Origin of the sequence: Caballeronia sp. LjRoot34 (assembly GCF_964253815.1) — a bacterium.
Classification (GTDB): domain Bacteria; phylum Pseudomonadota; class Gammaproteobacteria; order Burkholderiales; family Burkholderiaceae; genus Caballeronia.
Map to the genome: position 1 here is coordinate 738,499 of NZ_CAXUSB020000003.1, position 23,352 is coordinate 761,850.

The following is a 23,352-nucleotide window of genomic DNA, read 5'->3' on the forward strand; positions in this document are numbered from 1 at the left end:
ACAGCGGTCCTGCGTCAGTCATCGTCGCTCGCTTGGGTCTTGAACGAGAACTCCACTTCACCCACGTAGGGCTGCGGGTTTTTCTCACATTTATATTGTTTTCCCGCGGTCATGACCGCTTCGTTGAAAACAGTCGTAGGCGGTGTCACGCGAACGATCTGCACGCCGCTCACCTGGCCATCGGTTCCTATGGATAGGCGCGCGATCACGCTGGCCGAAATACCCTGCTCCAGCGCCCGACGCGGAATCTGTGGCTGCACCGACTGGCAATGGCCCCGGCCATCGACTACGCCATGCAAGCCGGGAGCCGGCGCGGGCGCAGCACCGGTTGCAGCAGTCGGTGTGGATGGCGTGGCGTTCGCCGGTCCGGTCGCCAATGCGGGCGCATTCGCTGACGGATCGGCCGCTGCGGGAATCTCGGCTTCCTTCGGCGTCGCTGCAGGCTTCGCGGGCGGTGGCTTGGGCACAGGCTGCGGCCTGGGCGTGGGCTGCGGCTTCTCGACAGGTTTCGGCGCGGGCGGCGGTTCGATCTTCTTAACCTCGGGCGGCGGCGGTGGCGGTGGTGGCGGCGGAGCCATGCGCACGCGCATCTCCTTCGGCGGCGGCGGCGCGTCGGGTGTGAAGTTCACGTGCGAGATGCCCGCGATCATCAGCAACTCGACGACGAGCGCCGCGCCGACGGCCAGCTTCATCGGAATGTGATGCTCGCGCGCGACGCTCTTCGACGCCCACAGCGCTCCGCTCAACGGCTCGCGCGGCGTGTTTATCAGGTGGACTGGCGCGTTCATGCTGCTGGATTCGTCGCCAGTGCCACAGAGCTGATGCCGGCTGCGCGCACCAGGTCCATGACATGAATGATGTTCTTGTAGCTCGTGCCTTCATCGCCGGAAATTGCCACATCGACCTTCGTGGAGTCGCCCAGCAAGCCCTTCAAATGCGCCGTGAGTTCGTCCTCGGTGACCTGCCTGGCGTCGAGGTAAAGCTCGTCCGTCTTGGTGATGCCGATCGTGACCTTGATGGTCTGCTGCAACTGCTCGGCGGTGCTCGATTGCGGCAAGTCCAGCTTGATGCCCGCGCCCTGAATCATCTTGAGCGTGGCGAGCATGAAGAAAACCAGCAGGAACATCATGATGTCGATCATCGGAATGATCTCGATGCGTGCCTTCTCTTCCGCGCCCAGGTAATGACTGCGGTGATTTCTACTCATCTCAAACCTCTTCTAATTCGATACAGCGGCACACAGCCGGCAGCGCAGGCAACGCTTACGCAGCGATCTCAGGACGGATGTCAGCCGTGCGGCTAACCGGCGCGGAAAAACGCGACACCAGCAGCGACTTGATCAGATCGAACTGATTCACCGTCATGCGAATGCGCTTGTTGAAGTAGTTGAGGAAGATCACGCAAATAATCGCGATCACCAGACCGCAGGCCGTTGCCGTCAGTGCATGGCCGATACCGCCGGTCACACCGTTCGGGTTGGACGCACCGCTTTCGCCCAGCACATTGAACGACTCCACCATGCCGATGATCGTGCCGAGCAGACCGAGCAGCGGCCCGAGCGTCACGGCCGTGTCGAGGACCCACAGGTTGCGGTCGAGGCGCGGCATCTGGAACATGATCGTTTCTTCGATCTCGCGTTCGACCACGGCTTCGGCGCGGCCATTGACCTTCATCGCGCTGCGCACAAGTTCAGCCTGCACCGTGGTTTCGTAGTGCTTCACGACCTTCGCTGCGTCCTCAGGATGATTCGCCTTGAGCAGCTTGAGATCATGCTCGATGGTCTTGCCGGCGCGCACGGCTTTCGTGAAGAACACCAGACGCTCAATGATGACGGCCATGCCGAGCAAGAAGATGACTCCCAGAAGAGGGATAAGGCCCATCGACTGGACGGAATAGTTGATCAGGGTTTGCAGCACTGCGGTCTCCGGTTGAGGACAAAAAAATGCTAATCAGTTTGGGAATAACGGTGTTTTCTCTTTACCGCCGCCGACATTGAACGTTGGCGAAAAGCGCAAGGCACTAAGCAACCGCCATGCCAACCGAAACTGAATTTTTGTCCAACCTGATCTCAGGATTGCAATAACGCCTTGATTTTACGGCGCATTAAGAAATCATCGAATCGTACCCATGCAGCTGAAAATAGAGCGTGCCATTCGCCGCTCTTAATAACACAAAGCCACACGACTGCAATCACGGTTTTTTAGCTGCTCCCAAAGACGGGATCACGTTATTCGTGCAAACAACTCCCCAATTTTGGGCGAACGAAAGCAATTTGTAATATTATATTATTGCATATATGCTTATTCTGATCACCAGAAATACCATTCAATTTCCGCGCTCGGCCCGTAGACGCTTATCCCTTTAGGGGTGGGCCTTCTACGGCAATATCACATAAGCGTATAGGTTATGCTTATACTCTGCACCGGCAACAAGATTTAGCCGATTTATTCCGCATCACGTCCCAATGCACTACACATTCTTACTTTTCCCTTTCTATGTGCATTTAATGCACCATTAGTATAAATCTCGATAATAAAAATATCTTCAATACATCAACACTAAACAGTAATTTTGTGGTAATAGAATTGAAATGTTCATAACTTGATAATGATTTGGCACAATTTTTAAAATAACAAAAAAGTGCATCATTTCAATTTCTTACAGCAGAATTAAATAGCAAAATCCTGCCTTCACCGATTATCTCTTGCGCAAATTGGCACAACTCGTGCTCTTGATGCTGCCGCTTCATCAACGGCGTTATTCAACACCTATTTAGATTGCGCCTTGACTGCCGATGCTCACCGGCGTGCACCAGCGACGGACCTCAAACGAAGTGCGAAGCAACACGCCGGCGATATCGCGTGACCGTTCGGGCAATCCGCCGGGAACGACATGGTTCATTCGATCAAATATGCTCACTGACAAGAGGGAGAGCACGTGAAACAGAAGAGATTGGTAACGGCGATCAAGGGCATTATTGGCGCCGAACTCGTGCTGAGCGCCGCGTTTATTCCGATGGCGTACGCACAAAGCAGCGACCAGAGCACAGCGGCAGGTACTACGGGCACCACTACGGTCGGAGCGCCTGCCGCTGCGACCAAGCTGGAGAAAGTCGAAGTCACGGGCTCGTTGATCCGCACCTCGGACAAGGTCGGCACGGCTGAAGTCCAGACGATAACTACTAAGGATATCGAACAAAGTGGCTACACGACCGTGGCCGATTTCCTGCGCGGCATTTCCGCCAACTCAGGCAGCAGCTGGTCACAATCGACCACCAACACAACCGCTCCTGGCGGCGCAGGCATCGCGCTGCGCGGCCTCAGCGAAAAATACACGCTGGTGCTGGTCGACGGCCAGCGCGTTGCCAACTACGCGAACGCGGTGAACTTCACCGACACCTTCTTCGACGTCAACTCGATCCCGCTGAACATCATCGACCGCGTTGAAGTCGTGAAGTCGGGCGCCGTGTCGCAGTACGGCTCGGACGCCATTGCGGGCGTGGTCAACATCATTACGAAGAAGACGTATCAAGGTCTTCAGATCGACGGGCAGCTTGGCAAGGCGCAACACCCGGGCGACGGACAAGGCAACTTCAGTGTGCTCGGTGGCTTCGGCAATCTCGGCACCGACCGCTACAACATTACGGGCGCGGTGAGCTGGTACCGCGACACGGGTTCGAAATTCGGCGACCGCGACGCCACGAGCGATCAGTCCTTCGCCGGCCGCGATGGCGGCCCGACCGCGCCGCTGACCAACCAGCAATCGTTCTGGACCACGCCGGGCGGCAAAGTTCCCCTGACTCCTTGCCTGCCGGGACAAACCACTGACCGTACGGGCAACACTTGTGTGATCAACACCGCTAACGCCTTGTCGCTCATGCCGGCCACCACACGCCTTAACGCCAAGCTGCGCGGCACGGTTCAGGTCACCGACGACATCCAGGCCTATGCCGACTTGTGGGCAAGCCGCAATGAAACGGTCCAGGCGCTCGGCTATACCGGGATGACCTCGTCGTCGAACGTATGGGATCCGACGACCAATTCGATCCTGCCACTGAACCGCACCGTGCCGGCTTCCAACCCGTACAACCCGTTCGGCGTTGCGACCCCGCTCAGCTACATCTTCCCGACCTCAATGGTCGGCGTGGATGCGGTATCGACGTACTGGAAGGCATCGACAGGCGTGAAGGGCTCGTTCACCACGCCGAAGTTCGGCGACTGGGACTGGAAACTCGATGCAGGCCACTCGCAAAGCACGGTCAGCAGCACGTACTTCAACTCGCTCAACGTAGCAGGCATTCAGAACGTGCTGAACAACGGCACGTATAACTTCGCCAACCCGTCCGCTACGCCGAACGGTTTGAACGGCCTGTTCCAGAACGACTACCAGTTGTCCATCTCGAAGCTCGATGCTGTGTCGGCACAAGCTTCCACGGGCAATCTGTTCACGCTGCCCGCAGGCAACGTAGGTCTTGGTCTGGGTACGGAGTTCCGCCACGAGAGTTCGGTGATCAATCCCCGCACGTATTCGAGCCTGGGCATTGTGGCGCCGGCCAACATCCAATCGGTCGACGGCTCGCGCAACGTGGCAGCCGTGTTCTATCAGGTTGATATTCCGATCTTTCGCGCGCTGACGTTCACGCAATCGGGACGCTACGACCACTACAGCGACTTCGGCGGCGCGTTCTCCCCAAGCTTCGCGCTGCGATACCAGCCGGTTCAGGCACTGACGGGATTCGCTTCGTACAGCCGCGGTTTCCGCGCGCCGACGCTGGTTGAAAACTCGCAAGCGTCGTATATCGGTCGTCAGACGCTGAACGATCCGTTCGCACCGGGTGGTCCGGCTAACATCGCGGCCACCGAATTGTCGAACGGCAATCCGAACCTGCAACCGGAACGCACGAAGAACTTCAACCTTGGCTTCGCGTTGTCGCCGGACAGCACGACGGATATCGGTGGGGGTTTCTACAAGATCACCATCGACGGCGTGATCGGCACGTCAGATCCGCAAGCGCTGCTCAACGCGAACAATCCGGCCAGCGTGGTGCGCAATCCGGACGGGTCGCTGGGCTATATCAAGATGCCTTTCGTGAACCTCGGCTCGCTCGATACCGATGGCTTCGACTTCAACTGGCGCAAGACGCTCGGCACCGCGTTCGGCAACTTCACGCTGGCCGGCGACTGGCAATACGTGTGGCACTACAAGCTGCGCTCGCCGGGTGCCGACACGCAAGATCTCGCGGGCAACAACCTGGCTCTGAACCAGCCGTTCGGCGCATCGAATCCGCGCTGGAAGGGCAACACGAGCTTGTCGTGGGACTATCGCCGCTTCCTCACGACGCTCTCGTGGCAGTACACGGGTCCGTACGCGAACACGATTGCGTCGTCCAACGACGACCGCGGTTCGTACGGCGTGGGTTCGTATAGTCAGTTCAACTTGTACACAAGCTATCGCGGCTTCAAGAACTGGACCGTTTATGGCGGCATCAACAACGTGTTCGACAAGCGTCCGCCGTTCGACGTCGTATGGACGGAAGGCCAGAACCAGAGCGGTTATGACTCGTCGCTGTACAGCGCAATTGGCCGCACGTTCCAGATCGGCGCTACATACCGCTTCAAATAAGCTCTAGCTTTTTATAGCGCTTGAATCTGTCCGGGGCACGAAGATTTTCGTGTCCCGGACAGTGCGTTTATGCTCCTGCCTTTTGCTCAACCGCAATCCCAAGTGCGCTTGAACGAGCGAAACCCATGGCTGCTTCAGCTTAGCCCTGAGCAGGCTCGGACGGTACGGCCTCCCGGCTGGCCATCATCGTGATCCATTGCTCAAATGCCATGACGGCGTCATCGCCGGCGCGATCGGCATTGATCACTAGCGCGTAGTCGGCGGCGCGCCAGGTTGGCGCTGCAATCGGACATACGAGGCGCCCCGCGGCAATGTCGCGCCCTATCAGCGGCAGCGATGCCAGTGTTACACCCAGACCCTCCACGGCTGCGGCAAGCTGGAGGTTCACGTGGTCGAACTCGGCATGACGGGCAGCCCGCAGGTCGGGCGCGCCGGCTTCCTGAAGCCAGTGCGCCCAGGCTGTGCGCGTACTGGCGGAATGCAGCAGGGTGTGATGGCGAAGATCTGTCACTTCCTGTATCGGATGCTGGCGCAGCAGTGCAGGGCTGCAGGCGGGCAGACGCAAGTCGGCCATCAGCGTGCGCGACACGACGCCAGCACCTTGTTCGGGTCCGGAGCGAACCCCGATGTCGAAGGCGTCGCCGACATAGCGCAACTTGCGCGATGTGGTCGACACCCGCACGTCGATGTCGGGGTAACGCGCCTGAAAGTCGGCCAGACGCGGCAGTAGCCAGCACAGCGCGAAACTCGCCGGCACGTTCACACGCACGATGCCCGATACCCGGCGCGTAAATTCATCGTGGCGCAGCCGCGCCGCCGCGGCGCCCAGGCGCTCGAACGCGTTGCTCACGTCGTTCAGCAGCGCAGCGCCTTCATCGGTAAGCACAACGCCGCGCGGGCGGCGCTCGAACAACGGCAAGCCGAACCAGTCTTCCAGCAACCTGATCTGCTTTCCGACGGCCCAGTGGGTGACATGCAAATCGGTTGCGGCGCCGGCGAAGCTGCCGTGACGGGCTACCGCTTCGAAATTGCGCAACGCGTTAAGTGGCGGCAGCTTGTCGCGATCCTTTTCAGTGCCTTTGTCTCTATTCATGGCGTGACTTTTTTTCTCCGTTGACGCGATATTAGCTCAATTGAACTGCATCGTTGTCCGGTCATAAAATTGCCACATGGAGCCTGAACGCGCCACGGCGACTTGCCTTTCCGGGTTGCCTCGTGAGAAGAGAATTTATATGCCCTTGCCACTTCTTTCCCTATTGCCCGCACAGCAGGTCGATTCCGCCGGCCTGCCGGTCGCCCCGTCACGCGCTCGCGTGCTGTGGCTTTCATGCGTCGCGCACGCGATGCACGATGGCTACACAGACATGATCTACGCGTTGTTACCCGTTTGGCAGGCCGACTTCGGTCTTGATTTTGCCGCCCTGGCTATCCTGCGCGGTATCTACGCCGGCACGATGGCCACGCTCCAACTGCCTGCCGGGCGCCTCGCGCAATGGCTGGGGAGCCGGGCCACGCTGGCCCTCGGTACTTTGCTGGCTGCGCTCGGCTATGCGGTCGCGGGGATGTCAGGGGGCCTGCTCGGCCTGTGCGTGGCCTTGGCTATTTCGGGCAGCGGTTCGAGCACGCAACACCCGATCGCATCGGGCGCCGTCTCTCGTATCTACGGGCGCAATTCAAGAGGACCTCTAAGCATCTACAATTTTTCCGGAGACCTCGGTAAATCCGCACTGCCGGCTGCCATTTCGCTGCTGGTGACCATGATGCCGTGGCGTCATGCGTTGTGGATTGTGTCTGCATTGGGCTGCGTAATTGCCGCGGTCATCGCGTTATTTTTCCCATCAATACCGCGCGACGCACCGATGGACGTAAATGCGCCCGGCCACGGTCGCAGCACCGTGGAAACAGGTTTTTCCCTTCTGTTCGCGATTGGTGTGCTCGACACAGCCGTGCGTATGGGGCTGCTCACCTTCTTGCCGTTCTTGCTCAAGGCAAAAGGCGTCTCGCTGCCGATGGTGGGGACCGCGCTGGCGCTGGTCTTTATCGGTGGCGCGGCCGGCAAGTTCGCTTGCGGCTGGCTTGGCGCACGCATGGGAGTGATAGGCACGGTGCTGGTCACCGAGGGCGGCACAGCGGCCTGCATCGTCGCCGTGATGTTTCTACCACTGGCGCTCACCATGGTGCTGCTGCCGCTCCTGGGCATGATGCTCAACGGCACCTCCTCCGTGCTTTATGGAACAGTTCCGGAAATGGCGGCCCCCGAGCGTACTGAGCGCGCATTCGCGTTGTTTTACACGGGGACGATAGCGTCGGGTGCGATCTCACCGGTCATCTATGGCTTTCTTGGCGACCGGATCGGCGTACACGGCGCTACTTTTGCCACGGCTCTGACCGCGTTGGCGATCTTTCCGCTGGCGATCGCACTGCGCTCGCATCTGGCACCCGAGGAAAGACCGTGAGCACAGGCCGCGATAATTATCAGGTACATCCTCAGCATGACAACCATTCAACAAGGAAATACTCCACCCATGGCAAATACATTGGTTATCACCGGAGCGAGCCGCGGGATCGGCGCAGCGACCGCGAAGCTTGCAGCCAAGCACGGCTTTGCGGTGTGCGTCGGTTATCGAGCCGACGTGGAGGCTGCTGAGCGCGTGGTAGCCGACATCACGGCTGCGGGGGGCAGCGCGATCGCCGTCCACGTGGATGTCTCAAATGAGGAGGACGTGATCGCACTCTTCGAAACAGCGGAGCGCAACTTGGGCCCCATCGTTGGGCTGGTCAACAATGCGGCCATGAACGAGCGCCACAGCCGGGTAGAGGATTACTCATACGCCCGGTTGCAACGCATATTCGCGGTGAACGCAATAGGTCCATTCCTGTGTTCGCGAGAGGCGGTTCGCCGGATGGCAACGAGCCACGGAGGGGCGGGCGGCACCATCGTCAATGTATCTTCCTCCTCAGCCCAGATGGGCTCCCCCAACGAATACGTCGATTACGCCGCGACCAAGGGCGCACTGGAAACAATGACGATCGGCTTGTCAAAGGAGGTCGCGCGCGACGGCATTCGTGTGAATGGCGTGCGTCCCGGCCATATCTACACCGACATACATGCCAGCGGCGGCGAGCCGGGGCGGGTCGATCGCCTGAAGAGCACCATCCCGATGGGCCGCGGCGGCCAGCCGGAGGAAGTGGCCGAAGCCATCGTCTGGTTGTTAAGTGACAAAGCGTCGTTCGTGACAGGCGGCTTTGTTAATGTTAATGGAGGAAAATGAACAAGGCATCATTGCTGCAGAAGCATCGCCATGTGCTGATGCCGTGGCCGGTCCAGGCGAACCACGGCTCGAACTTGATCTGGGGACCAGCAAGCATCCGTTTCGAAACAGAACGCTACTCATCGTCTGGCTCCCGACTGAAGCTGATGTTTGAATTCATTCGATATCCTCGGCGCGATGACACGAGAGCTCGCGGCCATCCACCACCCGCAGCTTTGGTTCTTCGGCTCGGCAGCGGCCGATGGCATACGGACAGCGCTGATGAAACGCGCAGCCTGACGGCCGCGCCTGCGTTGTGCTCGGGAATTTCCGCTAGCAACGCTTCGGTGTACGGATGATATGGCGCAGCGAAGATATCGGGCACGCGATTGGTTTCAATGACCTCGCCCGCATACATCACCGCGACACGTCGAGCGACTTCCGACACGATGGCCAAATCGTGCGAAATCAGTACAAGCGCCATGCCCCGCTCCGTCTGCAAACTGACGAGCAGTGCATTGCCTGCAAGAGATAAATCCTCGCTGAAACAGCGGTCAAGACGTCCATCCGGGCCACCGTCGAAATGGCTATTCGAGCGCGGCTCCAATCCCAATCACCTCGGAACGACGAGCTTTGCCGGCAGAAGGCGCTGGTGTCAGCCTCGAAACGCTCGAAGATGACGCTCCCGCTATACACTGACACCCTTTCAATGCCGCCAACACCATGTCTGCAGAACAACCAACTGACGAGCAGCACAAGAACGCGACCCCATTTAAACGCGAGCCGGTGCCTGATTTACCTCGAAAACTGCCGACCGGGTCTAACGGCATCGAACCGGCGGTCGCCACCGGCTTTTGCGGGTTGATGCTTGATGCCGGTGCCTGGGCTTTCACGCGTGACAAAAGCGGAGACTTCTTCCCCGCGCTCACGCCCATTTGCATGGTTGCGGGCGCTATCCTTACCGCGATCAGTGTCGCATTGTTCGGTCTTGTCTGGCTCAAGCGCCAACGCGCTTTGCGCTCAAAATGATCGTACTTGGCTGGTGTGGCGGGCTCACCTTGTCTGGAATAAATCGATCGTGCCGGTTCATGACACGTCCAGCGCGGTGCCGCGACATCGATATTCGGTAGTTGTGCAGGTTTGTCCCCAGCGGCTTGCCGCAAGCGCGCTTCGTCACGAAGCTGCCAAGCGAGGTTCGCGGTGCCGGCCGCCGTGTTCGAATCCGGAAGATGACAAACGGCAATACCCCGCAGTATTTTGCGCTGCTATCCTTCGCCGCATCCTCTTCATGCCGGGCCGGCGCGTTCCCGACCGCGTTCCACGACGCGCATCAATCTCAAAGCCGGCGAGAGGTATGACACCCGTTTCATATCTCGTGGGAGTACCGCCATGCTGCGATCGTTCGACCAACTCTGTCAGCCGGCCGACAAGGACCTGCTGGTCGCGGCCGACGACGGGCACGCGACGCTCACCGGCGGCGGCACCTACTCGATGCCGTGGCACTGGCACGATTGTCTGATGTTCATCCTGCCGAGTCACGGCGCCGTCGAGCTTCGGCATGAAGACCAGCGCGCGGGCACCTGGCTGTCGCAGGATCGCTTCGCAGTCGTGCCCCCGGGGCGGGCGCATCAGACCCGGGCGGGATGCGCGACACACACGCACGTCGCTGTCTACGTGACCGAGGACGCGCTGCGTAAGCTCGATGCCGGGGTCGGCTCACTCGGTGAATTCCGCCGTCGCACGCGTATCCCTCTCCTCATGCGCCGAACCTCCTCGATCCGTGCGCTACAGGAACTATCGCTGCGCAACGACATGGGGACCTATGGCGGCCCAACCATGCGCCAGGCACTGTCGTCGGCCTTGCTGATGCAGTGCATCGGCGAGGTCATTGCCGGCAAGACGGTGCCGGGGGCTTCGCCGGGAGAGCACGGCATGGCGCTGGTTGCCGACCTCGAAGCCTTCGTGACCCGCCATGCCGATCAGGACATTCCGCTCGACGCCCTGGAAGAACGCTTCGGCATCTCCCGCCGTCACATTACGCGTCTGTTCCGCGAAGGCACCGGCCTCTCGATCGGCGAGTTCCAGCAGCGCATGCGTTACGAGAATGCCTGCCGGCTGCTCGCCGAAACGGACCTGCCGGTCGGCGAGGTGGCGTTCCGAGTCGGCTTCGAAAGCGGCGCGGCCCTTGCGCGCGCAATGCGCCGCATCGGCGGCCATTCGCCCTCTGACGTGCGCACGAGGATGGCCCGTTCGGTCAAAAGCTAGGGCCCGCTCGAGCGCGCGGCGCGCCGCCAATCCCCGTAATCTGACCGGATGGAAACACACTCCCCGGTCGGCGGGGTTCATACCGTCATGCCCCAGCGCCACACAGTCGAACTCGTCAGCGTGTTCGCCACCGGTCCCGGAGGCGGAAACCCGGCGCCCATCGTGGTCGATGCCGCCGGCATGTCCGACGCGCAAATGCAGGAGGTGGCCCGGCACTACGGCCACGAAAGCGGCTTCGTCTTCCCGGCGCCGCCCGGCTCCGAGTGCGATTTCGAGTTTCGTTTCTGGGTTCCTAACCACGAGATGTCGATGTGCGGACACGCCACGGTCGGCGCGGTCTGGCTGCTCCATCAAAGTGGGCGATTGCAGCGCGACCGGCTGACCATCCAGACCCTCAGCGGCCAGGTCGGGATCCGCATCACCGGACACACGGCCGAGGGCGCCGCGGTCGAGATTTCCCAGCCCGTGGGCCGTATCGAGCCATTGGAGGAGGCGCAACTCAGCCGGGACGAGATCCTCGACGTGCTCGGCCTCAACGGCGCGCAGCTGGCGCCCCTGCCGATCCAGAACGCCTGCACAAGCCGGGTCAAGACGCTGATTCCGCTCGCCAGCACCACCGATCTCGACGCCCTTCAGCCGCGCTTCGAGAAAATCGAGGCACTGTGCGAGCGGATCGGCTCTACTGGGCTCTACCCCTATGCCACCTTCGACGCGGGCCGGCAAATCTTCGACGCTCGGCAGTTTCCGCGCGCCTCGGGTTATCCGGAAGACGCGGCCACCGGGATCGCGGCCTCCGCGCTGTCTTTCGGTCTCCTCGCCAACGGCATGGTGGAAGCGTCCGCACGGACCATCACGATCCGCCAGGGACGCGCGATGAAACGCCCGTCGCAGATCTCGATACGCTTCAGTCTCGACCACGGCCGCCCGGATGGCTGCTGGCTGGGCGGTCCGGTTCGCTTCGAAGCGCACGGCGGAGCCCCGTCATGACGATCGATATCGCCAGCCGGCTGGCGCAACTGGGCATGACGCTGCCGCCTGCGCCGTCGCCGCGAGGCGCCTACGTCGGTGCGGTGATCCACGACAGCATCGCTTACATCAGCGGCCAGGTCAGCCGCGTCGGCGAGGAGGTCATCGCCGGACCGGTCGATCGCGATACGCCGCCCGAGCTCATCCGGCGCGCGGCACGGGTCTGCGTGCTGCGCGCCCTGAGCGTGCTCGTCGCGACGCTGCCTGCCACGGCGGCGGCCGACCGCATCCTGTTCCTGCGCGGCTTCGTCAATGCCGTGCCCGGCTTCGTGAACCACAGCCAGGTCATGGATGAAGCCTCGACCCTGCTCCACGAAATCTTCGGCGAAAACGGCCGGCATGCGAGATCGGCACTCGGCGTTGCCAGCCTGCCGGGCAACGGCCTGCTCGAAATCGAACTCACTGTCGCGTTGACGCCTGTGTCTGGTCCAGGTGACGCGGGAACGCTCCGGCATCCGCATCAACGCCGGTCATAACGAAACGCCAGGCCATAACAAACACCGGACCGCCGTGGAAACGCCAGGCCCGGCACGATTCCCTTACCGTGGAGGAAGAACCATGAATCGCCGTCAACTGCTGCAACTCAGCCTGGCAGCCGCGCCTGCCATCCTGCTGTCCCGTTCCGTCCGGGCTGCCGACGCCGAACTGGTCGTCGGCTCCAACGTAGGCGCGCCGCCGTTCGCGTTCAAGCAGGGCGACACCTATACCGGCTTCGACGTCGAAGTCTGGAACGAGATCGCGAAGGGGCTGAACCGCCGATGGCGCCTGCAACCGATGGAGTTCGGCGCGCTGATCCCGGCGCTTCAGACTCGCAACATCGACGTAATCGTGTCTCAGCTATTCATCAAGCCGGAGCGCCAGCAAGTTATCGATTTTTCCGATCCGTACTATAAAAGCGGCCTGATCGCGCTGACCCGCATCGACAATGACACCATCCACACGCCGGCCGATCTTGCCGGCAAACACATCGGCACCGAAACGGGCACGCTCGCGGTCGGCTACGTCAAGGAGCACATCAAGGACGCGACGCTCGAGCAGTTGCCCAGCATCAACAACGCGCTGCTTGCGCTGGAGGCCGGCCGCACCGATGCAGTCATCTACGACAAACCCCTGTTGCTCTACTACGCCAACAACGCCGGCAAGAACAAGGTAAGGGTCGTGCTGCCGGCTCTGGAGGGCCTCGACGTCGGCATCGGCTTCCAGAAAGGCAGCCCGCTAGTCGCCGCGGCCAACCTTCAGCTCGCCGCCATGAAGGCCGACGGACGGCTCCAGGCGCTCAACCGGAAATGGTTCGGCGAGGCGTCGTCATGAGCTTTGACTGGGCGGCGGTCATTGCCGCGCTGCCGGACCTGCTGCAAGGCCTTCGGCTCACCCTCCTGATCGCGCTGGCCGGGCTGGCCGGGGGCGTCGTGCTCGGCATGCTCGCGGGCGTGGCGCTGACCTACGGCGGCCGGCTAGCCGTCGTCCCGGCCCAGATCTACGTTGCCTTGATTCGCGGCACGCCGATCGTGGTCCAGGTGATGTTCGTCTACTTCGCACTGCCGATCATGATGGATATCCGTATCAGTGCAACCAGCGCCGCCATCATCACCCTGATCGTCAACGCGGGCGCGTACAACGCGGAGATCATCCGCGGCGCGCTCGACGGCGTGCCGGCCGGACTGCGCGAGGCCGGTCTCGCGATGGGGCTTCCGTTTCACAGCGTGCTGGCTCACGTCATCACCCCCATCGCCTTTCGGCGCGCGCTGCCGGCGATGGGCAACCAGTTCGTCAACCTGGTCAAGGACACGTCGATCTTTCTCGTCATCGGTGTCGGCGAACTGACCCGGCGAGGGCAGGAAATCATGGCCGAGAATTTTCGGGCGGTCGAGATCTGGACCGCGGTGGCGGTCATCTACCTGCTCGTGATCAGCATGCTCGCGCTGGGTCTGCGAGTGCTCGAACGGAGAGTACGCCTGCCATGAGCATGATCGAATTTAAGCAAGCCTCGAAGCGCTTCGGCTCCCACGTCGTTCTGCATCCGCTCGACCTCGCGATTGAACGGGGAGAAGTCGCGGTTATCGTCGGGCCGTCCGGGTCTGGCAAGTCGACGATGCTCCGGTGCATCAACGGACTCGAAAAAATCAGCGACGGCGACCTGCGCGTCGACGACATCAGCGTGCTGGGTTCCGCGCGCGACGTCAGGCGCATCAGGCTCGAAGCGGGTATGGTGTTCCAGCAGTTCAATCTCTTTCCGAACCTGACGGCAATGCAGAACGTCATGTTCGGACCGATCCGGGCGCGCGGCCAAACGCGGATGGAAGCGCGCGAGATCGCCACCGCGCTTCTGCAGAAAGTCGGTCTGTCCGAGCGGATGCATCACTATCCGTCGCAGCTTTCCGGCGGTCAGCAGCAACGCGTCGCAATTGCGCGGGCACTCGCCGTCCAGCCCAAGCTGATGCTGTTCGACGAGCCGACTTCGGCGCTCGATCCGGAATTGCGCCAGGAAGTCCTCAAGGTCATGCAGACGCTCGCCAGCGAGGGCATGACGATGGTCGTCGTCACTCACGAAATGGGCTTTGCGCAACGCGTCGGTTCCCGCCTGCTGTTCATGGAAGCCGGCCGCGTGGTGCACGACGGCAATCCGGTCGAGATGCTGTCGGCGCCGCCGGGAGAACGCTTCCGCGAGTTCCTGCAGCACGTTCATTGATCCCCTCGTTTTTTCATGATCGCCTGCCATAGGAGTCTGCAGCCAAGATGATCTCTTCACATTTCGAAAGCGACTACGGCTTTCGCAGGGACAGCGTCCGGCACGGCAACTGGCGCGAGGCGCCCTGGAATGTGTGGGCCTTTCGCCATGTCCACGAGTTGATCCCGACGGCGCGAATCCCGGCCACGCCCGGTCTTCCCGAAGAACCCAAGGTCGATGCCGGCGCGCTGACCGAACATGAATTCGTGCTCGACGGCGAACGCCGCACGGTAGCGGCGATTCTGCGGCAGACCTCGACCGATGCCATCACGGTAACGCGAGCCGGGCGTTTCGTCGCTGATTTTCACGCGCCGCACTTTACCCTGCAGAGCCGCCACATTCTGTTTTCGGCCAGCAAGTCAGTCGCGGGCCTGCTCGCCGGTGTGCTCGTCGGCGACGGTCTTCTGGACCCTGAAGCCCCGGTCGCGCATTACGTGCCGGAGCTCGCGCATTCAGCGTTTGGCGACGCCCGCGTCAGGCACGTGCTGGATATGCGCACGAGCCTCGCGTTCAACGAAGACTATCTCGATCCAACCGGCGTTTATGCCCGCTACCGCCGGGCAGGCCTGCTGGATCCACGGCGAGACGGTGAGCAACCGGAGACCGTGATCGGCTTCCTCGCTTCGCTGCCCAAAGGTGCGGGGGAGCACGGCGGTCCTTTCCATTATTGCTCCCCCAACTCGGACGTGCTCGGCCTTGTGATCGAGCGTGCCTCGGGCGAACGCTACGCGGACTTCGCGTCCAAGCGTCTGTGGCAGCCACTGGGGTTACGGCAGGACGGCTGCGTGACGGTGGACCTCGCCGGCACCGCGCGCTCGGGCGGCGGCCTGTGCATGACGGTGCGCGATCTGGCGAGAATCGGCGAGTTGGTACGCCTCGGCGGTACCGTCGGCAAGCGCAGGCTGATACCCGCGGACTGGATGAAAGATACGCTCTCGGGCGGGAGCACCGAGGCATGGCGACAAGGGACCTTCTCAGCCTGGCTGCCGAACGGCAAGTACTGCAACAAGTGGTATCAGGTTGGCAACGCCAGCGGAGCCTGCTTCGCGATCGGCATCCATGGCCAGTGGCTATACGTCGACCCGTCACGGGAGACGGTGATCGCCAAGTTCTCGTCACAACCGGAACCGGCCAATAACGATGTCAAGCTGCTGAACCTCGCGTTGTTCGAAGCGATCGCGGCGATGAAGTGAGGCCGCGGCACAGGCTGTCGTATCGGCGCGCGAGCAAGTAAGCAAAGGCATCGACGCGATGATCGACGTCTTACCGACCCAGCGCCTCGGCTCGCCCAACCCGGGTCCACTCAAGCAAGGTGTTCCACGACAAAGTCGACGAAGCTTCGCAGCTTGGGTGTCATGTAACGATCCGGAAGATAAACCAGTTGCAGTGGCGCTCGCGAAAAGTCCTCTTCCGGGAACAGCTGGACTAGTCGGCCTGACGCTATGTCGTTCGCCACCAGGAAGTCCGGCAGCATGACAATGCCAATGCCGCCCAGCGCGGCCATCAGGAGCGCCGGACCGTTATTTACCGTCAGTTGCCCCGACACCGAGATAGTGCAGCTCTTGGGCTTGTCGAAGCGCCATTCACGCTCTGGCTGAATGTAGTGGAAGCAGAGACAATTGTGCGAGGCTAATTCCTCGGGACTGCGTGGCGTGCCCTGTTCCGCGAGATAGGCTGGGGACGCGCAAACGATCCGGCCGAGGCCCCGCAGTGGTCGCGCAACCAATCCTACATCGCCAAGTTTGCCGAAGCGAAACACGGCATCGAATCCTTCATCCGCCAGATCGACAAGCCTGTCGTTCAGCATCAGTTCGACTTCCACCCGTGGATACGCCTTGAAGTAGTCCGCGAGCAAAGGCAAAAGCAGATGAGATCCCAGGGACACAGGTGCGCTTACACGCAAGCGACCTCGCGGCTCTGAGCGCATTTCACGAGCTTCCGTTTCCGCACCATCGATTCTAGTAAGGATATCTATGCATTGGTCATAAAACGCCTTGCCTATCTCGGTCAAGCTGTGACGCCGTGTCGTACGATTCAGCAGCCGTGCGCCGAGCCGTCGCTCCAGTTCCTGGATGTGGTTGCTGACCATCGTCGTTGACATGCCACTTGCTTCGGCCGCTGCGGTAAATCCCCCCTTATCAACGACCCGCACAAAGACTTCCATACCCGTCAGACGATCCATTAACAACCTCTGCTTGATAAGCCTTAATCCATAGTGCCATTTTACCCAGTCTGGAAGTTAAATTAAGCGTCAATAGTCGCCGTGTTCGTTCCTGTACTAGATTGCGCACCCGGCCCTCTCGCATTCAACGGCTGCTCCCGGCCAGACACGGTGGTGACACTCTGGAACGGCCAACCTTAAGCGATTATCAAGCGAGGGCGGATAGTCCTTGAACCAGAGCCCTCTTTATCTCAAGCCGTCAAAGTCATTAAATGCAATCCATCAAGCGCCGCCACATCGGCGGCGGCTGGTTAACGACAAAGGATGGATTCATGGCCGTTTACACAATCATGGGAATTACCGGGAATGTCGGCGCAACGGCAGCGACCAAGCTGCTCGCCGATGGAAGCGAAGTTCGAGCCATCGTTCGCCGCGAGGAAAAAGCGGCAGCGTGGCGCGCGCGAGAAGCGCGGGTCGTCGTAGGAAACCCCTACGACGGCGATGCGTTGAAAACCGCTTTTGACGGCGTGGACGGCATCTTCATCATGACGCCGACCTGGTTCGAGTCCGAAGACATGTTCGCAGAAAACACCGTTGCACTGAAGGCATTGAACGAAGCCCTGCGGGCGGTACCGCCCACGAAGGTCGTGCTGCTTTCGTCGATTGGGGCTCAGCATTCCCACGGTACCGGCGCAATTTTAAAGCTGCATCACATGGAGCGCGCCTTCGCCGACTTGCCGGCTGTCACCTCGATCCGGGCGGGATGGTTCATGGAGAACTACGCTGGATTGATCACCTCTGTGCAGGAGACCGGCGTGCTGCCGAGCATGCTCAACCCGCTCGACCGCGAGGTGCCGATGATTGCCACCGCCGATATCGGTACAACTGTCGCCGCTGTTCTGCAGGCCGACTGGCGCGGGCAACGCATCGTCGAACTCGAGGGCCCGCGACGATATTCTCCTCACGATATCGCTGCCGCTTTGGCGACGGTCCTTGGAAAACCGGTAACAGCCCAGGTACAGCCCGAGACGCAATGGCTTTCGACCTATCGCTCGTGGGGACTCACTTCCCGATCGGCCGACGCGATGGCCGAGATGCTAAATGGTTTCAACACCGGCTGGATTGCCTTTGAACGCCCTGCTACCGAAACCACGCGCGGGGGCACCTCGCTCGAAACTGCGCTCACCGGAATGATCAGTAAGTCCAGCGCATGAACACGATACGCAACGTCGGCCGTATGCCTGTACGCCACGCCTGCTGCGCCATGCGGATTCCGTCCCGGTTCCTTTCGCGCGGGTGTCGCGACATCGATTTACACAAGGATTTCAGATGACAATCGGCAAACGCTTGATTAGTGCTGCCCTTGCAGCCCTGATAGCTTCATTCGTGTCCTCTCCGCTGCTCGCCCAGCAGTCGAAGGGGAAGATTCTTATCGTACTTTCAAGCGAGCATGTACTGCCGCTGAAAGATGGCAAGACGTTCGAGACCGGGTATTACCTCAACGAACTTACCGTACCGGCTCAAAAGTTCGCTGAGGCCGGATATGAACTTGTTTTCGCCAATCCCAAAGGTAACGTCCCCGCAGTGGACCAGTCGTCCGTCACCACAGATTACTTTGGTGGAAGCAAGGACGCGCTCGAATCGGCCCAGCGATTCCAGGGCACGCTGACCGGGCTCGCCCATCCGCTCACCTTGAACGAGGTCGCTCATCAGGACCTGAGCCAGTACAAGGCGATCTTCGTCCCGGGCGGTCCCGCCCCGATGATCGATCTCATGGCAAACAACGATCTAGGTTCCATTCTCCGGTATTTTCATGCGCATCACCGCACGACGGTGCTCCTTTGCCACGGTCCGGTCGCGCTACTGTCCGCGACCCGCGACCCCGCTTCGAACCAGGCAGCGTTGCAGGCTGGCAATGTCGACCAAGCTCGCAGCCTGGCCGCAAAATGGCCGTATCGAGGTTACAGGATGACGGTTTTCAGCGACGAAGAAGAATCCATCGCGGCGAAGAACGTCTTTCATGCAGATCCTCTATTCACGCCGCAGCAAGGACTGGAAACCGCGGGAGGCAAGGTGTCGGCCGTGGCGGGATGGAAATCGAATGTCGTGCAAGACCGGGAACTGATCACCGGACAGAATCCGGCATCCGATGCTGCCTTGGCGGATCTCACTCTGCAAACCCTGTCGGCTTGGAAGTAGCGGTCGACACAGGCGCGTCTGCCCCCCTCGATACAAGTTGTTCGACCTCGAACGCGGCCGGGTAACGACGAGATCACAGCTATTTCTCATGCTGCGGATCGTGGCGGCAAAGCATCTGCGCAGGACTTCCCGGCGTGAGAACCAAGCAGCTCCTCAGTCGCTTCTGACTGCCGGGCACTGCGCCCCCGGCCCAGCGTTTGGTTCGAATGAAATGCCCATTCGCCTGACGATCAAGCCAAGCTTTAAACACTTGCCAGCCTATGGTCAATTATCTACGGGCCGGTTTGATACCTTCCTGGTGGATATGGAGTATTAAAATTCAATCCTTAATGAATTTTTCAGCATGTCGCGAAGGCGGTTCCGCGAACAATTACAACGGCTGGCGCCACCCTCGCATACTTGCGGTTATCCTGGCAGCTTTTCTGTGCCTGGACGTCATGGCACTGGCAACATCCCAGTCCGCGTTCGCCGACCAGGTCGATACTGATCTGGCCAGCCGCTCGAATAAAATCCACTGGCCCACTTCGTTGGGCCCCGAACAAGCTGACCTTTTCTCGCACAACGAGATCATGATCGACGCGCCGTGTCAGACGGTATGGAATCACATCGTCCATGCCCGACGTTGGCCGCAGTGGTATCCGAATTCTCATGACGTACGAATCTCCGGTGGCGGGTCAGTCCTGCGAGCCGGCGCGCAATTCGGCTGGAAAACATTCGGGGTACATATCGATAGTACGGTTGCCGAATATTCTCCTGAAACACGCCTCGGATGGTTCGGTAAAGGCCCGGACGTCACCGCATACCACACGTGGCTGCTCACCCCCTCGCACGGGTCTTGCCACGTCGTAACGGAAGAGGCAACCAAAGGACCCGCAGCGGCGGCCGGACGCAAGTCGGACCCTGCCGTGCTCCACCGGGGCCATGAGTTGTGGATCACGCAGCTGAAAAAACTATCGGAAGGCTGAGGGGTATTGTCGTGACGCCTGCGCATCGACGAACTCGGTCAGCGCAGGGCCCACCTATGCTCTGGCGACCGGCTGACTCGAGCGCGCATCGATGGTCGCAAGTCAGCCGTAGTCTTATGTGTTGCGAGCCGGGTCGGCACTATCAGGGACAATCTGCAAGCGCTCGATCGCGGCATCGACGAGTTGTTCGGCGTCACTGATTCCTTCGGCCGCCTTGGCGAGGCCCGAGAGGCGTCCGTCAATCAGCAACAACGCAAGTCCATGGACATAAGCCCATGCGGCGGTCATTGCGACAGCCTGCGCCGCGTCCGGCCGCACCGTCACCTTTGCTTCGCCCTGCGTTTGCTCCGGATCGTCGCCGAAGACGCCGGCAAGGCCACGCATCGAAACCTGCCGCCCCTCGATCAGCGACGGCCGCGCCTGATCGAGCAGTTCGTTGCGCGACATGAGCCGGAACAGATCAGGGTCATTCACCGCGAAGCTCACGTAGCCGCGCGCGATCGCCTTGCGTCGCGCCTTGCCGCGTTCAATACCCTTTGCGTGCTGGGCCATCGTCGCGGCCAGCCGCCGGTGACCGGTCGCAGCCAGTTCGCTCAGCACGCCCGCTATGTCGCCGAAGTGGTGTTGCGGCGCAGTGTGTGACACCCCGGCCTCGCGCGCGATCGCCCTCAGTGTCAGACCGCGCAGCCCGTCTCGCCGCAACACCGACTCCGCGGCCTGCAACAGCGCTTCGGGCAGCGCGCCGTGGTGATAGGGCTTGTCGCGCCCCGGGCTGATCGGCGGTGTTTCCGCCGGCGTTGGCGCCGACGTCTTGCGGTGTGCTGACGCTTCACTCATAACGATGAATCTGCTCCGATAGATTTTTACAATGAAAAGATATCTTGACCTTGCGGGACGATGAAGTCAAAATCTTTCCACTGGAAACATACGGAGCCGACGACATGAACCAGCTTGCCCAACCGCTTTCATACCGCTCGAATCATCCGCCGATCGACTTCGAAGCGGACTGTGGACCATTGTTCATACGCGGCGCTTTACCGGCCGGGCTGGAAGGCGCGCTGGTGCGCAATGGCCCGAATCCGCACCATCCGGATGCCGCGCAACACTGGTTTGCGGGGCACGGGATGGTGCACCGTTTCGAATTCTCGAATGGCGATGTTACGTACCGGAACCGCTGGGTTCGCACGCAGAGATGGTGCGCGGAGCGGGCAGGCGCCGCCGCGGACGTCCGCGGTCTGGGCGCCGCGGCCCCGCAAGGCCTGGCATTCGACGACGGTGTCGCCAACACGAATGTGCTGATGCATGGCGGCCGGTTGCTCGCGCTGGAAGAAGCACATCCTCCGGTTGAACTCGACGTGGCGACGCTGGGTACGCGCGGTCAGGTCGATTTCGGCGGCGTATTGCGGGGGGCGTTCACCGCGCATCCAAAGCGCGATCCGCGTACCGGCGAATTGCTGTTTTTCAGCTATGGCGGACCTGACGGACTGGGCGCGGAAATGACCGCAGGCAGCATCGATGCGAATGGCCGCGTGACGCGCGTGTGCCGGTTCGATGCACCTTACGCGAGCATGGTCCACGATTTCGCGTTCACGTCGCGTCATCTGCTGTTTCCGGTGACGCCGCTGACCGCGAGCGCGGAGCGCGTGAAGGCCGGCGGTCCCGCCTACGCGTGGGAACCGGAATTCGGCACGTTCGTCGGTCTGATGCGTCGCGACGGAAGCGGCGAGATTGACTGGTGGCAGGGTCCTGTGTGCTTCGTCTTTCACGTAATGAACGCATGGGAGCGTGACGATTGCATTCACATGGACGTGATGCAATTCGATGCGCCGCCGAATTTCCCCTGGCCGGATGGCCGCGCAATCGGAGATGTCGGCCATGCACGTCTGTGCCGCTGGACGTTCGATCTGCGTCGCCCTGAGCGCATTGCAACCAGTGAGGTTATCGCCGATGCGACGGGAGAGTTTCCCCGCGTCGACGAGCGCTTTGCCGGCGCGCAGTATCGTCACGGCTGGCTTGCGGGGCACGCAGAACAAGGCGGCGGTCTCTTTACGCGGATCGTGCATATCGACCACGACCACGGATCGCGAAAGGACGTCTACGCGCTGGACGATGACGACGCGACATCGGAGCCGGTGTTCGTGCCGCGGGAGGCAGGGTCGGAAGAAGGCGACGGCTGGATTCTCGCGGTGGTGTTTCGTGGTGCGCAGATGCGCAGCGATCTGCTGGTGTTCGATGCGCGGCATGTTTCGGCAGGGCCGCTCGCAACGGTCGAGATTCCTCACCGTGTGCCGAACGGTTTTCATGGTAACTGGATCGCGGCGCGCGACCTTGCGCTCGCGCGTGGATAACTGAACACTCTGGAGTTCGAGATGAATCTTCTTTTAGCGTTTGCCCCTTTTATCGCCTTCGCAGTGATTGAGCGCCTGGCCGGTGTGCCGGCGGGACTCGCGGCCGGCACGATCATCGCCGCCGTCCTGCTGGTGCGCGATCTCGCGACGGGCCGCCGCGTCAAGCTGCTGGAGGTCGGTACGGTCTTGCTGTTCGGCGCGCTTACGGCTTATGCGCTCACGAATAATGTGCAATGGTCGATCGCCGCGGTTCGGCTGCGTGTCGATGCGGGGTTGATGTTGATCGTGCTGGCGTCGATCGCTTTGCGGCAGCCGTTCACGCTGCAGTACGCACGCGAGACCGTTGGTCGCGAGCACTGGGACAGCCCGGATTTCGCGCGCATCAACTACGTGATCAGCGCGGCGTGGGCCGTTGCATTCGGCGTGCTCGCGATGGCTGATATCGTGATGGCTTACGTGCCGGCGCTGCCACATTCGACGGGCGTCATCGCGACGGTAGTGGCACTTGTCGCGGCGATGAAGTTTACGTCATGGTATCCCGAACAGCAGGCGGCGAAGCAAGCGTGAACTGAGGAGCTGCGCCGGCGCGTTGGGCGTCGCCAGCCTCTGTAGGCAATTGACCGCGGCAACCAATTAACTCCAATATCTTTAAGCGCAAAGCAGCGCGAACTCACCGCTGGCGCGCCAGCACGGTAGCGATCACCGCTACCCCTTCAGACTGAAACGCGCAAAATATTGATTTCACGGCTTTCGGTGAACTATTATGGGTATGTACCCGTATTTCCCG

Annotated in this window: 23 protein-coding genes and 1 pseudogene; 17 read left to right on the forward strand and 7 right to left on the reverse strand. The window is 61.0% G+C overall.

What is annotated here, in order from left to right; translation table 11 throughout:
* Nucleotides 1-14 precede the first annotated feature (14 nt).
* The 3 genes from ACSQ36_RS34305 to ACSQ36_RS34315 are packed head-to-tail and all read right to left on the reverse strand — an operon-like array spanning nt 15 to nt 1,916.
* Nucleotides 15-788 (reverse strand): energy transducer TonB, encoded by a 774-nt coding sequence (locus tag ACSQ36_RS34305; RefSeq protein ID WP_213765220.1) that lies wholly within the window; start codon nt 786-788, stop codon nt 15-17.
* The gene (locus tag ACSQ36_RS34310; RefSeq protein ID WP_213765221.1) at nt 785-1,207 is read right to left on the reverse strand and encodes an ExbD/TolR family protein; all 423 of its coding nucleotides are present in this window, start codon (nt 1,205-1,207) and stop codon (nt 785-787) included. Before ACSQ36_RS34310 ends, ACSQ36_RS34305 begins: the two co-directional genes overlap by 4 nt.
* Before the next feature lie 55 nt (nt 1,208-1,262).
* Nucleotides 1,263-1,916, reverse strand: coding sequence for a MotA/TolQ/ExbB proton channel family protein (locus tag ACSQ36_RS34315; RefSeq protein WP_213765222.1), 654 nt, complete (start codon nt 1,914-1,916; stop codon nt 1,263-1,265).
* A gap of 1,021 nt (nt 1,917-2,937) precedes the next feature.
* Between ACSQ36_RS34315 and ACSQ36_RS34320 the strand changes: the two genes are divergently transcribed.
* A complete protein-coding gene (locus ACSQ36_RS34320) occupies nt 2,938-5,622 on the forward strand; it encodes a TonB-dependent receptor domain-containing protein (protein WP_436185500.1) in 2,685 nt (894 codons plus the stop codon).
* 139 nt (nt 5,623-5,761) lie between these two features.
* On the opposite strand, the gene gcvA is transcribed toward ACSQ36_RS34320, so the two are convergent.
* Nucleotides 5,762-6,715 (reverse strand): transcriptional regulator GcvA, encoded by a 954-nt coding sequence (gene gcvA, locus ACSQ36_RS34325; RefSeq protein WP_436185501.1) that lies wholly within the window; start codon nt 6,713-6,715, stop codon nt 5,762-5,764.
* A gap of 250 nt (nt 6,716-6,965) precedes the next feature.
* Here gcvA and ACSQ36_RS34330 point away from each other — a divergent pair, with 250 nt between their 5' ends.
* On the forward strand, nt 6,966-8,078 hold the full coding sequence (locus ACSQ36_RS34330) for an MFS transporter (protein WP_436186448.1): 1,113 nt from the start codon (nt 6,966-6,968) through the stop codon (nt 8,076-8,078).
* A 69-nt stretch (nt 8,079-8,147) separates the two neighbouring features.
* Nucleotides 8,148-8,894, forward strand: a complete 747-nt coding sequence (locus tag ACSQ36_RS34335) for an SDR family oxidoreductase (RefSeq protein ID WP_436185502.1) — start codon at nt 8,148-8,150, stop codon at nt 8,892-8,894.
* A 210-nt stretch (nt 8,895-9,104) separates the two neighbouring features.
* On the opposite strand, the pseudogene dppD reads toward ACSQ36_RS34335, so the two are convergent.
* Nucleotides 9,105-9,387, reverse strand: a pseudogene (dppD, locus tag ACSQ36_RS34340) (dipeptide ABC transporter ATP-binding protein DppD); the annotation flags it as partial.
* A gap of 209 nt (nt 9,388-9,596) precedes the next feature.
* Here dppD and ACSQ36_RS34345 point away from each other — a divergent pair.
* From ACSQ36_RS34345 to ACSQ36_RS34380, 8 genes are all read left to right on the forward strand, one after another.
* Nucleotides 9,597-9,902, forward strand: coding sequence for a hypothetical protein (locus ACSQ36_RS34345; protein WP_436185503.1), 306 nt, complete (start codon nt 9,597-9,599; stop codon nt 9,900-9,902).
* A 360-nt stretch (nt 9,903-10,262) separates the two neighbouring features.
* Nucleotides 10,263-11,138, forward strand: a complete 876-nt coding sequence (locus ACSQ36_RS34350; protein ID WP_436185504.1) for a helix-turn-helix domain-containing protein — start codon at nt 10,263-10,265, stop codon at nt 11,136-11,138.
* Nucleotides 11,139-11,225: 87 nt separating this feature from the next.
* Nucleotides 11,226-12,125 carry a PhzF family phenazine biosynthesis protein gene (locus ACSQ36_RS34355; RefSeq protein ID WP_436185505.1) on the forward strand — a complete coding sequence of 300 codons (900 nt, stop codon included), beginning with the start codon at nt 11,226-11,228 and terminating at the stop codon, nt 12,123-12,125.
* Entirely contained in the window at nt 12,122-12,640 is a 519-nt protein-coding gene (locus ACSQ36_RS34360; RefSeq protein WP_436185506.1) for a RidA family protein, read from the forward strand. The genes ACSQ36_RS34355 and ACSQ36_RS34360 overlap by 4 nt, the downstream gene beginning before the upstream one ends.
* A gap of 82 nt (nt 12,641-12,722) precedes the next feature.
* A complete protein-coding gene (locus ACSQ36_RS34365; protein WP_213765230.1) occupies nt 12,723-13,475 on the forward strand; it encodes a transporter substrate-binding domain-containing protein in 753 nt (250 codons plus the stop codon).
* Nucleotides 13,472-14,128, forward strand: a complete 657-nt coding sequence (glnP, locus tag ACSQ36_RS34370; RefSeq protein WP_436185507.1) for a glutamine ABC transporter permease GlnP — start codon at nt 13,472-13,474, stop codon at nt 14,126-14,128. Before ACSQ36_RS34365 ends, glnP begins: the two co-directional genes overlap by 4 nt.
* A complete protein-coding gene (glnQ, locus tag ACSQ36_RS34375; protein ID WP_436185508.1) occupies nt 14,125-14,853 on the forward strand; it encodes a glutamine ABC transporter ATP-binding protein GlnQ in 729 nt (242 codons plus the stop codon). The genes glnP and glnQ overlap by 4 nt, the downstream gene beginning before the upstream one ends.
* Before the next feature lie 47 nt (nt 14,854-14,900).
* Nucleotides 14,901-16,085 carry a serine hydrolase domain-containing protein gene (locus ACSQ36_RS34380; RefSeq protein ID WP_436185509.1) on the forward strand — a complete coding sequence of 395 codons (1,185 nt, stop codon included), beginning with the start codon at nt 14,901-14,903 and terminating at the stop codon, nt 16,083-16,085.
* A 110-nt stretch (nt 16,086-16,195) separates the two neighbouring features.
* Here the strand turns inward: ACSQ36_RS34380 and ACSQ36_RS34385 are convergent, their stop codons facing one another.
* A complete protein-coding gene (locus ACSQ36_RS34385; RefSeq protein ID WP_436185510.1) occupies nt 16,196-17,074 on the reverse strand; it encodes a LysR family transcriptional regulator in 879 nt (292 codons plus the stop codon).
* 251 nt (nt 17,075-17,325) lie between these two features.
* Between ACSQ36_RS34385 and ACSQ36_RS34390 the strand changes: the two genes are divergently transcribed.
* The 4 genes from ACSQ36_RS34390 to ACSQ36_RS34405 all read left to right on the forward strand — a co-directional run bounded on the left by ACSQ36_RS34390 (nt 17,326) and on the right by ACSQ36_RS34405 (nt 20,217).
* Complete coding sequence (locus ACSQ36_RS34390) at nt 17,326-18,267, forward strand: NmrA family NAD(P)-binding protein (protein WP_436185511.1); 942 nt, start codon at nt 17,326-17,328, stop codon at nt 18,265-18,267.
* A 115-nt stretch (nt 18,268-18,382) separates the two neighbouring features.
* Entirely contained in the window at nt 18,383-19,252 is an 870-nt protein-coding gene (locus ACSQ36_RS34395; RefSeq protein WP_436185512.1) for a type 1 glutamine amidotransferase domain-containing protein, read from the forward strand.
* A gap of 37 nt (nt 19,253-19,289) precedes the next feature.
* Nucleotides 19,290-19,568, forward strand: coding sequence for a hypothetical protein (locus ACSQ36_RS34400; protein WP_436185513.1), 279 nt, complete (start codon nt 19,290-19,292; stop codon nt 19,566-19,568).
* Nucleotides 19,569-19,581: 13 nt separating this feature from the next.
* Nucleotides 19,582-20,217, forward strand: a complete 636-nt coding sequence (locus tag ACSQ36_RS34405; RefSeq protein ID WP_436185514.1) for an SRPBCC domain-containing protein — start codon at nt 19,582-19,584, stop codon at nt 20,215-20,217.
* Between the two features lie 114 nt (nt 20,218-20,331).
* On the opposite strand, the gene ACSQ36_RS34410 is transcribed toward ACSQ36_RS34405, so the two are convergent.
* Nucleotides 20,332-21,054 carry a TetR/AcrR family transcriptional regulator gene (locus ACSQ36_RS34410; protein WP_436185515.1) on the reverse strand — a complete coding sequence of 241 codons (723 nt, stop codon included), beginning with the start codon at nt 21,052-21,054 and terminating at the stop codon, nt 20,332-20,334.
* 104 nt (nt 21,055-21,158) lie between these two features.
* Between ACSQ36_RS34410 and ACSQ36_RS34415 the strand changes: the two genes are divergently transcribed.
* Together ACSQ36_RS34415 and ACSQ36_RS34420 are read left to right on the forward strand one after the other, a co-directional pair.
* Nucleotides 21,159-22,565 (forward strand): carotenoid oxygenase family protein, encoded by a 1,407-nt coding sequence (locus ACSQ36_RS34415; RefSeq protein ID WP_436185516.1) that lies wholly within the window; start codon nt 21,159-21,161, stop codon nt 22,563-22,565.
* A gap of 21 nt (nt 22,566-22,586) precedes the next feature.
* Entirely contained in the window at nt 22,587-23,132 is a 546-nt protein-coding gene (locus ACSQ36_RS34420; protein WP_436185517.1) for a hypothetical protein, read from the forward strand.
* Nucleotides 23,133-23,352: the final 220 nt, after the last annotated feature.

Coding starts and splice junctions, on each gene's coding strand:
- ACSQ36_RS34305 (WP_213765220.1), bottom strand. CDS start 788: ATGAACGCGCCAGTCCACCTGATAAACACGCCGCGCGAGCCGTTGAGC.
- ACSQ36_RS34310 (WP_213765221.1), bottom strand. CDS start 1,207: ATGAGTAGAAATCACCGCAGTCATTACCTGGGCGCGGAAGAGAAGGCA.
- gcvA (WP_436185501.1), bottom strand. CDS start 6,715: ATGAATAGAGACAAAGGCACTGAAAAGGATCGCGACAAGCTGCCGCCA.
- ACSQ36_RS34330 (WP_436186448.1), top strand. CDS start 6,966: ATGCACGATGGCTACACAGACATGATCTACGCGTTGTTACCCGTTTGG.
- ACSQ36_RS34335 (WP_436185502.1), top strand. CDS start 8,148: ATGGCAAATACATTGGTTATCACCGGAGCGAGCCGCGGGATCGGCGCA.
- ACSQ36_RS34345 (WP_436185503.1), top strand. CDS start 9,597: ATGTCTGCAGAACAACCAACTGACGAGCAGCACAAGAACGCGACCCCA.
- ACSQ36_RS34350 (WP_436185504.1), top strand. CDS start 10,263: ATGCTGCGATCGTTCGACCAACTCTGTCAGCCGGCCGACAAGGACCTG.
- ACSQ36_RS34355 (WP_436185505.1), top strand. CDS start 11,226: ATGCCCCAGCGCCACACAGTCGAACTCGTCAGCGTGTTCGCCACCGGT.
- ACSQ36_RS34360 (WP_436185506.1), top strand. CDS start 12,122: ATGACGATCGATATCGCCAGCCGGCTGGCGCAACTGGGCATGACGCTG.
- ACSQ36_RS34365 (WP_213765230.1), top strand. CDS start 12,723: ATGAATCGCCGTCAACTGCTGCAACTCAGCCTGGCAGCCGCGCCTGCC.
- glnP (WP_436185507.1), top strand. CDS start 13,472: ATGAGCTTTGACTGGGCGGCGGTCATTGCCGCGCTGCCGGACCTGCTG.
- glnQ (WP_436185508.1), top strand. CDS start 14,125: ATGAGCATGATCGAATTTAAGCAAGCCTCGAAGCGCTTCGGCTCCCAC.
- ACSQ36_RS34380 (WP_436185509.1), top strand. CDS start 14,901: ATGATCTCTTCACATTTCGAAAGCGACTACGGCTTTCGCAGGGACAGC.
- ACSQ36_RS34385 (WP_436185510.1), bottom strand. CDS start 17,074: ATGGATCGTCTGACGGGTATGGAAGTCTTTGTGCGGGTCGTTGATAAG.
- ACSQ36_RS34390 (WP_436185511.1), top strand. CDS start 17,326: ATGCAATCCATCAAGCGCCGCCACATCGGCGGCGGCTGGTTAACGACA.
- ACSQ36_RS34395 (WP_436185512.1), top strand. CDS start 18,383: ATGACAATCGGCAAACGCTTGATTAGTGCTGCCCTTGCAGCCCTGATA.
- ACSQ36_RS34405 (WP_436185514.1), top strand. CDS start 19,582: ATGAATTTTTCAGCATGTCGCGAAGGCGGTTCCGCGAACAATTACAAC.
- ACSQ36_RS34410 (WP_436185515.1), bottom strand. CDS start 21,054: ATGAGTGAAGCGTCAGCACACCGCAAGACGTCGGCGCCAACGCCGGCG.
- ACSQ36_RS34415 (WP_436185516.1), top strand. CDS start 21,159: ATGAACCAGCTTGCCCAACCGCTTTCATACCGCTCGAATCATCCGCCG.
- ACSQ36_RS34420 (WP_436185517.1), top strand. CDS start 22,587: ATGAATCTTCTTTTAGCGTTTGCCCCTTTTATCGCCTTCGCAGTGATT.